5 protein-coding genes and 1 pseudogene are annotated in these 6,067 nt (G+C 70.2%); 1 reads left to right on the top strand and 5 read right to left on the bottom strand.

Annotation, left to right across the window (positions count from 1 at the left end):
• The 4 genes and pseudogenes from ACI3KX_RS21660 to rplM form a co-directional block, all read right to left on the bottom strand.
• Positions 1 to 1,357, bottom strand: a pseudogene (locus ACI3KX_RS21660) (hypothetical protein); the annotation flags it as partial.
• A 164-nt stretch (positions 1,358 to 1,521) separates the two neighbouring features.
• On the bottom strand, positions 1,522 to 2,880 hold the full coding sequence (gene glmM, locus ACI3KX_RS21655; RefSeq protein WP_404911042.1) for a phosphoglucosamine mutase: 1,359 nt from the start codon (positions 2,878 to 2,880) through the stop codon (positions 1,522 to 1,524).
• 16 nt (positions 2,881 to 2,896) lie between these two features.
• On the bottom strand, positions 2,897 to 3,373 hold the full coding sequence (gene rpsI / locus ACI3KX_RS21650) for a 30S ribosomal protein S9 (RefSeq protein ID WP_349426437.1): 477 nt from the start codon (positions 3,371 to 3,373) through the stop codon (positions 2,897 to 2,899).
• Between the two features lie 25 nt (positions 3,374 to 3,398).
• Complete coding sequence (gene rplM, locus ACI3KX_RS21645; protein WP_308867931.1) at positions 3,399 to 3,845, bottom strand: 50S ribosomal protein L13; 447 nt, start codon at positions 3,843 to 3,845, stop codon at positions 3,399 to 3,401.
• A gap of 304 nt (positions 3,846 to 4,149) precedes the next feature.
• Between rplM and galU the strand changes: the two genes are divergently transcribed.
• Positions 4,150 to 5,043 carry a UTP--glucose-1-phosphate uridylyltransferase GalU gene (gene galU, locus ACI3KX_RS21640; RefSeq protein WP_363356999.1) on the top strand — a complete coding sequence of 298 codons (894 nt, stop codon included), beginning with the start codon at positions 4,150 to 4,152 and terminating at the stop codon, positions 5,041 to 5,043.
• Positions 5,044 to 5,086: 43 nt separating this feature from the next.
• Here the strand turns inward: galU and ACI3KX_RS21635 are convergent.
• A partial coding sequence (locus tag ACI3KX_RS21635; RefSeq protein WP_404911041.1) for a DUF222 domain-containing protein occupies positions 5,087 to 6,067 on the bottom strand: 981 nt, incomplete at its 5' end.

Genomic DNA, 6,067 nt, shown 5'->3' with positions numbered 1-6,067 from the left:
GATCCGCCGAGGTCGGCAGCGTCGCGCCGAGCGCGAGGAGCGCCGCGTGCAGCGCGTCGATCCGGCCCTGCAGCGCCGCGGATTCCGCGCGGACATCGGATGCCGCGGCGACGAGGTCGGCGCGGAAGTCATCGGCGTCGTCCGTGGCAGCGGTGACGGCCTCGACATCCGTCGTGTCGGCCCCCGTCCGCACACTTGTATCCGGGCCGGCGACGGGCGAGGCGCCGGCATCCGCGTTCAGGTCGTCGAACGCCACCTGTGCTGCCTGCAGCGCCGCGTCGTCGCTGATCCCTCCGAGCTGGGCGAGGACGGGTTCGGTGGCGGCGACACCGGCGTCGCCGGCAGCGCCGAGCGTGGCGTCCTCGACGATCGCGGCGTCGAGGTCGGCCTGGGCCGCGACGACGCCCGCCTCGGCCTCGTCGAGCTGAGCGACAGCGGCCGCGAGCCGGTCTCGGGCCATCGCGGATTGCACCGTGACGGTTCCGGCGGTCGCGAGAGCTCCGACGACGATGACGGATGCCGCCACCAGCCCCCAGCGTGCCGCCGCACTCCGGCGCCCGGGGCGTCTGGTACCCGGCGCGGTCGCGGCCGTGTTCGGTGGTGCCGTGCGCTGCGCCTCGACGACAGGCGCGGCCCCGAGCGGCGCCGCGCGCGGAGGCACGACCTGATCATCGACCGGGGCGGGCGCGGGGCCCCCTGGACCCATCGCGGCGAGCGCGCGCGGACTGTCCCCTGATCCGGGCGCGCTCGCCGCGGGTCCCCCAGTGGCGAGGGAATCGCCGCCGATTTCGGCGGGTACGGCGATGGCCGCGGCGATCCCCGGCGGGGTCGCAGCGACAATGGTGGGCGGAAGTGGTGGAGCCGGCTTCGCCGGGCGGACTATCTGCGCGTCAGGCGACATCACGACGGCGGGGACCGGAGCAGGAGCCGGCTTCGCCGGGCCAGCGATGGGCGTCTCGGACGCCGCCGCGACGGCCGCGGCCGGCTTCGCCGGGCGGACTATCTGCGCCTCTGACGACGCCGCGACGGTCGGAGCCGCAGCCGGAGCCACAGCCCGAGCCGCAGCCGGAGCGGGCGCCGGCGCCGGAACGGGGACACGGGCCGGCGGAACGGACATCAGCGCGGCCACGGTCGGCGCGGTCGCCGGGACCGACGCCGCAGCGGCACCGTGATGCGCCATCACGCGGGCGCTGGCGGCAGCGACGGCAATGGGCTGTTCCCGTTCCCCCACGCGGAGCGGGCCGAACAGTCCGGCGAGCGCCGCTTCGCGCGCGCGCTCCTCCTCGAGGTCGTCGTGCTCGTCGTATGGCCGCGACGGACCGCCGTGCGGTGCGCCGGTCTTCCCCCGAAGTCCCATGCTCAGCTCCGTCCTCATCGCTGAGAGGACGCCAGTGTACGTCCGGGAAGGCACGTGCAGCATGGGGGTTTTCCCCTGGTCAGTGGGGTCACCGGATCGGGACGGTCACCCTGTGGGTCGACCGTCCACCGCCGGCGCCGCGTCTGCGGCGCGCACCGAACCGCCTACAGCGCGAGGCGCTCCCGCACGACATCGGCGAGCGCGTCGGCGTGCCGGCGGGCGTCGTCCTCCGACCCCGCCTCGACCATCACTCGCACCATCTCCTCGGTGCCCGAGGGTCGCAGCAGCACGCGTCCGGAGAGGCCGAGCTCGGCCGAGGCGCGGGCCACGGCATCCTGAACCACGTCGTCGGAGCCCGCACGCGTACGATCCACACCGCGCACGTTCACGAGCACCTGGGGGTACACGGTCATGATCGAGGCGAGCTCGGCGAGGGTCTTGCCGGTGCGTGCCATCTCGGCGACGAGATGCAGACCGGTGAGGACGCCGTCGCCCGTCGTGGCGTAGTCGCTCATGATGACGTGGCCGGACTGCTCGCCGCCGAGCGAGAAGCCGCCCTCGTTCATGCGCTCGAGCACGTAGCGGTCGCCGACCGCCGTCGTCTCGACGCGGATGCCGTGAGCCGACATCGCACGGTGCAGGCCGAGGTTGCTCATCACGGTGGCGACGAGGGTGTCGTCCTTCAGGCGGCCGCGGCTCTTCATCGACACCGCGAGGATCGCCATGATCTGGTCGCCGTCGACGATCTTGCCGGTCGCATCGACCGCGAGGCAGCGGTCGGCGTCGCCGTCGTGCGCGATGCCGACGTCGGCACCGTGCTCGAGCACCGCCTGCGACAGCACGTCGAGGTGCGTCGAGCCGACGCCGTCATTGATGTTGATGCCGTCGGGGTCGGCGCCGATGACGGTGACGCGGGCGCCGGCATCCTTGAAGGTCTCGGGAGAGACTCCGGATGCCGCACCGTGCGCGCAGTCGAGCACGACGTGCAGGCCGTCCAGGCGGTGGGGCAGCGAGCCGAGCAGGTGCACGACGTACCGGTCTTCGGCGTCGGCGAACCGGCGGATGCGTCCGATGGCGCCGCCGGTGGGCAGCAGCTTGGGCCCGGACATCGCGTTCTCGATGCGCTCCTCGACGACGTCGGGAAGCTTCACGCCACCTCGCGCGAAGATCTTGATGCCGTTGTCGGGGGCGGGATTGTGGGATGCCGAGACCATGACGCCGAAGTCGGCATCCATGTCGGCGATCAGGAACGCGGCTGCCGGGGTGGGCAGCACGCCGGCGTCGAAGACGTCGACGCCCGACGAGGCGAGACCCGCCTCGACCGCGGCCGAGAGGAACTCGCCCGAGACGCGCGGATCGCGCGCGACGACGGCGCTGAGGCGCTTGCCGGCGGCGCGACGCGCCTCGGCAGTACGGCCCTGGCCCAGGACGACGGCGGTCGCCTGGGCCAGGGACAGTGCGAGATCGGCGGTGAGGGGGCCGTTGGCCAGCCCCCTCACCCCGTCCGTGCCAAAGATCGGCATACGGAGATGAAGCCGATCAGCGCTTCGAGTACTGAGGCGCCTTGCGGGCCTTCTTGAGACCGGCCTTCTTGCGCTCGATGACGCGGGCGTCACGCGAGAGGAAGCCGGCCTTCTTGAGGGTCGGGCGGTTGTTCTCGGTGTCGATCTCGTTGAGCGCACGAGCGATGCCGAGGCGCAGCGCGCCGGCCTGGCCCGAGGGGCCACCGCCCGAGATGCGCACGATGACGTCGTACGCGTCGGTGAGGTTGAGCACCGTGAACGGGTCGGTGATCAGCTGCTGGTGCAGCTTGTTCGGGAAGTAGTCCTCGAACGCACGGCCGTTGACGGTGATGGTGCCCGAGCCGGGGATGACGCGCACGCGGGCGATGGCCTGCTTGCGGCGACCGACGGCCGCACCCGACACCGAGAGCACGGGGCGCTCGGCGGCGACGACGGTCTCGTCGACCTGGGACTCGGTGGAGTAGCTCGTGGGGGTTTCTTCGATGTTCGCCATCAGTGTGTCCTTGTCTCTACGGCGCTTACTGGGCGACCTGGTCGAAAACGTACGCGGTGGGCTTCTGCGCGGCGTGCGGGTGCTCGGCACCGCGGTACACCTTGAGCTTCGACAGCTGGTCGCGGCCGAGCGAGTTCTTCGGGAGCATGCCGCGGACGGCCTTCTCCACGGCGCGGACCGGGTTCTTCTCGAGGAGCTCCGAGTAGGTGACCGACTTCAGGCCGCCCGGGTAGCCCGAGTGACGGTACGCCTTCTTCTGCTCGAGCTTCTGGCCCGTCAGCGCGACCTTCTCGGCGTTGATGATGATGACGAAGTCGCCCTGGTCGACGTGCGGTGCGAACGTCGGCTTGTGCTTGCCACGGAGGAGGGTGGCGGCGTGCGAGGCGAGACGGCCGAGGACGACGTCAGTCGCGTCGATGACCAGCCACTCGCGCTGGATCTCGCCAGCCTTGGGGGTGTAAGTGCGCGTCACAGTAGTGCTGCTTTCTTGATTCGAACGGAGGAGTTCGTGAATCCCACTCCGGGGTGGTTCTGCTCCGGATCGGAGGCGGAACACGCCAGTGGAGGGCTCACGTTCGTGGTGCCGGGTCAGCTGAGCCGCACACCAAAGATCAATAGTACGCGACACGGATGCCTCGGCCAAACCGGCGCATTACCCGCAGACGTCGTCATGTCGGGAGCGCCACGCCGTGCGCCTCACGCGCCGGCTCGTTCACGCGGCATATCGTGCGACATCTGTCACACCTCGTTCACACGACGTCTCTAACCTTCTTCTCATGAATGCACCGTCGATCAAAGCAGTGATCCCCGCCGCAGGCTTGGGCACGCGCTTCCTCCCTGCCACCAAGGCGATGCCGAAGGAGATGCTCCCCGTCGTCGACAAGCCCGCCATTCAGTACGTCGTCGAAGAGGCGGTGGCCGCGGGCATCGACGATGTGCTCGTCATCATCGGACGCAACAAGAACGCGCTCGCCAACCACTTCGACCGCGTGACCGAGCTCGAGGACACGCTTCACCGCAAGGGCGACATGACGAAGCTCGAGCGGGTCATGCATTCCAGTTCGCTCGCGGACGTCCATTTCGTCCGCCAGGGCGACCCGCGCGGTCTCGGTCACGCGGTGCTGCGCGCCCGCAAGCACGTCGGCAACGAGACCTTCGCCGTTCTCCTCGGCGATGACCTCATCGACGCCCGCGACCCGCTGCTCTCCCGCATGATCGAGGTCTCGCAGGGCCGGTCGGCGACGGTCGTCGCGCTCATGGAGGTGGATCCGAGCCAGATCCACCTGTACGGGTGCGCCGACGTCGAGCCCACCGACGAGGCCGACATCGTGAAGATCAAGGCTCTGGTCGAGAAGCCGTCGGCCGACGAGGCACCGAGCAACCTGGCGATCATCGGTCGCTACGTGCTCAAGCCTGAGATCTTCGACGTGCTCGAGCGCACCGATCCCGGCAAGGGTGGCGAGATCCAGCTGACGGATGCCCTCGAGGTGCTCGCCGACGACGAGCAGGTCGCCGGACCGGTGCTCGGTGTCGTGTTCGCAGGTCGCCGCTATGACACCGGCGATCGCCTCGACTACCTGAAGTCGAGCATCCGGCTCGCCCTCGACCGCGAGGACCTCGGCCCCGAACTGGCCCAGTGGATCAAGGAACTCGCACCGCAGCTCGACTGAGCCGGACGCCGTGAGCACGGACGCTGCCGGCTCGGATGCCGACTCAGGTGCCGGTTCTCAGTCCGCCGCCCCTGGCAGGCCCCACGGGGTGTGACCTTTCGTGGGTCCACGCGCCCGGGCTTCCGGGTCTCGGCGGAAGATCCGGCGGTTGCCGCCACTCGGCGCGGTCGGGTGGTCGGGGTGGATCCCACGCCCAGCTCCACGCCGACTTGGAGACGAGCACGATCGGGCCGCCCTCGCCGGCCGGCGGGCGGAGCACGAATGTCCCCTTCCCGTCTCTGGTGATGCGCCACCCGGTGTTGTGCAACTTCATATGGTGGAACCTGCAGAGCAGCACGCCCCGATCGACGTTCGTCTCTCCGCCCTCAGCGAAGTGGTCGCAATGATGGGCTTCGCAGTACGACGGTGGTCGGTCGCAGCCGGGCCAGACACAGCCGCCGTCGCGGACCGCGAGCGCGAGTCGCTGCGCGGCTGAGTACATGCGGGCTTCACGCCCGAGGTCGAACGGGTTGCCTTCGGGATCGACGATGACCTCGATGGCCCCGTTCGCGCACGCGTTGCGGTCGATCACCGAACCCGGCAGCGCGCATCCGCCGTCCACGTCGTGCCCGACCGCGACCAGTCGACCGAAGGCATCGCGGGGTCCGGCGTCCTTGACGACGACCATCCGCACACCCGGCTGCCGGGATCCGAACACACGCTTCGCCTCCGCGAGCGCGCCGGCGCGAGTCATGTCCATCAGCAGGTCATAGGCGAGCTGGTCGTTCGTGCGCGGGTCGTCGATGAGGCTCTCCGCGGCCGCACGCTCTTCGTCGGTCATGAAGCGCGGTCCGCCGCGGCGGGGGCGCAGCCCCGCGGCTAGCACGGACCGCACGAATGCGCCCATCTCATCGTCGAAGGCGATCGTGCCGCGTTCCTGCCCATCTGCGTCGATCCACATCCGGAATCCGCGGTTCTCGAACCGTCGACCGTAACGTTCCTCGGCCCCGACCGGGTCGAGCATGTCCCGCATGGTCCGCGCGCG

The organism is Microbacterium sp. ZW CA_36, from assembly GCF_044987475.1.
GTDB lineage: Bacteria > Actinomycetota > Actinomycetes > Actinomycetales > Microbacteriaceae > Microbacterium.
This window is presented reverse-complemented; position numbering and strand designations above follow the sequence as displayed.

Bases quoted from the DNA above. Each gene is read 5' to 3' on its own strand.
- glmM (WP_404911042.1), bottom strand. From the start codon at position 2,880: ATGCCGATCTTTGGCACGGACGGGGTGAGGGGGCTGGCCAACGGCCCC.
- rpsI (WP_349426437.1), bottom strand. From the start codon at position 3,373: ATGGCGAACATCGAAGAAACCCCCACGAGCTACTCCACCGAGTCCCAG.
- galU (WP_363356999.1), top strand. From the start codon at position 4,150: ATGAATGCACCGTCGATCAAAGCAGTGATCCCCGCCGCAGGCTTGGGC.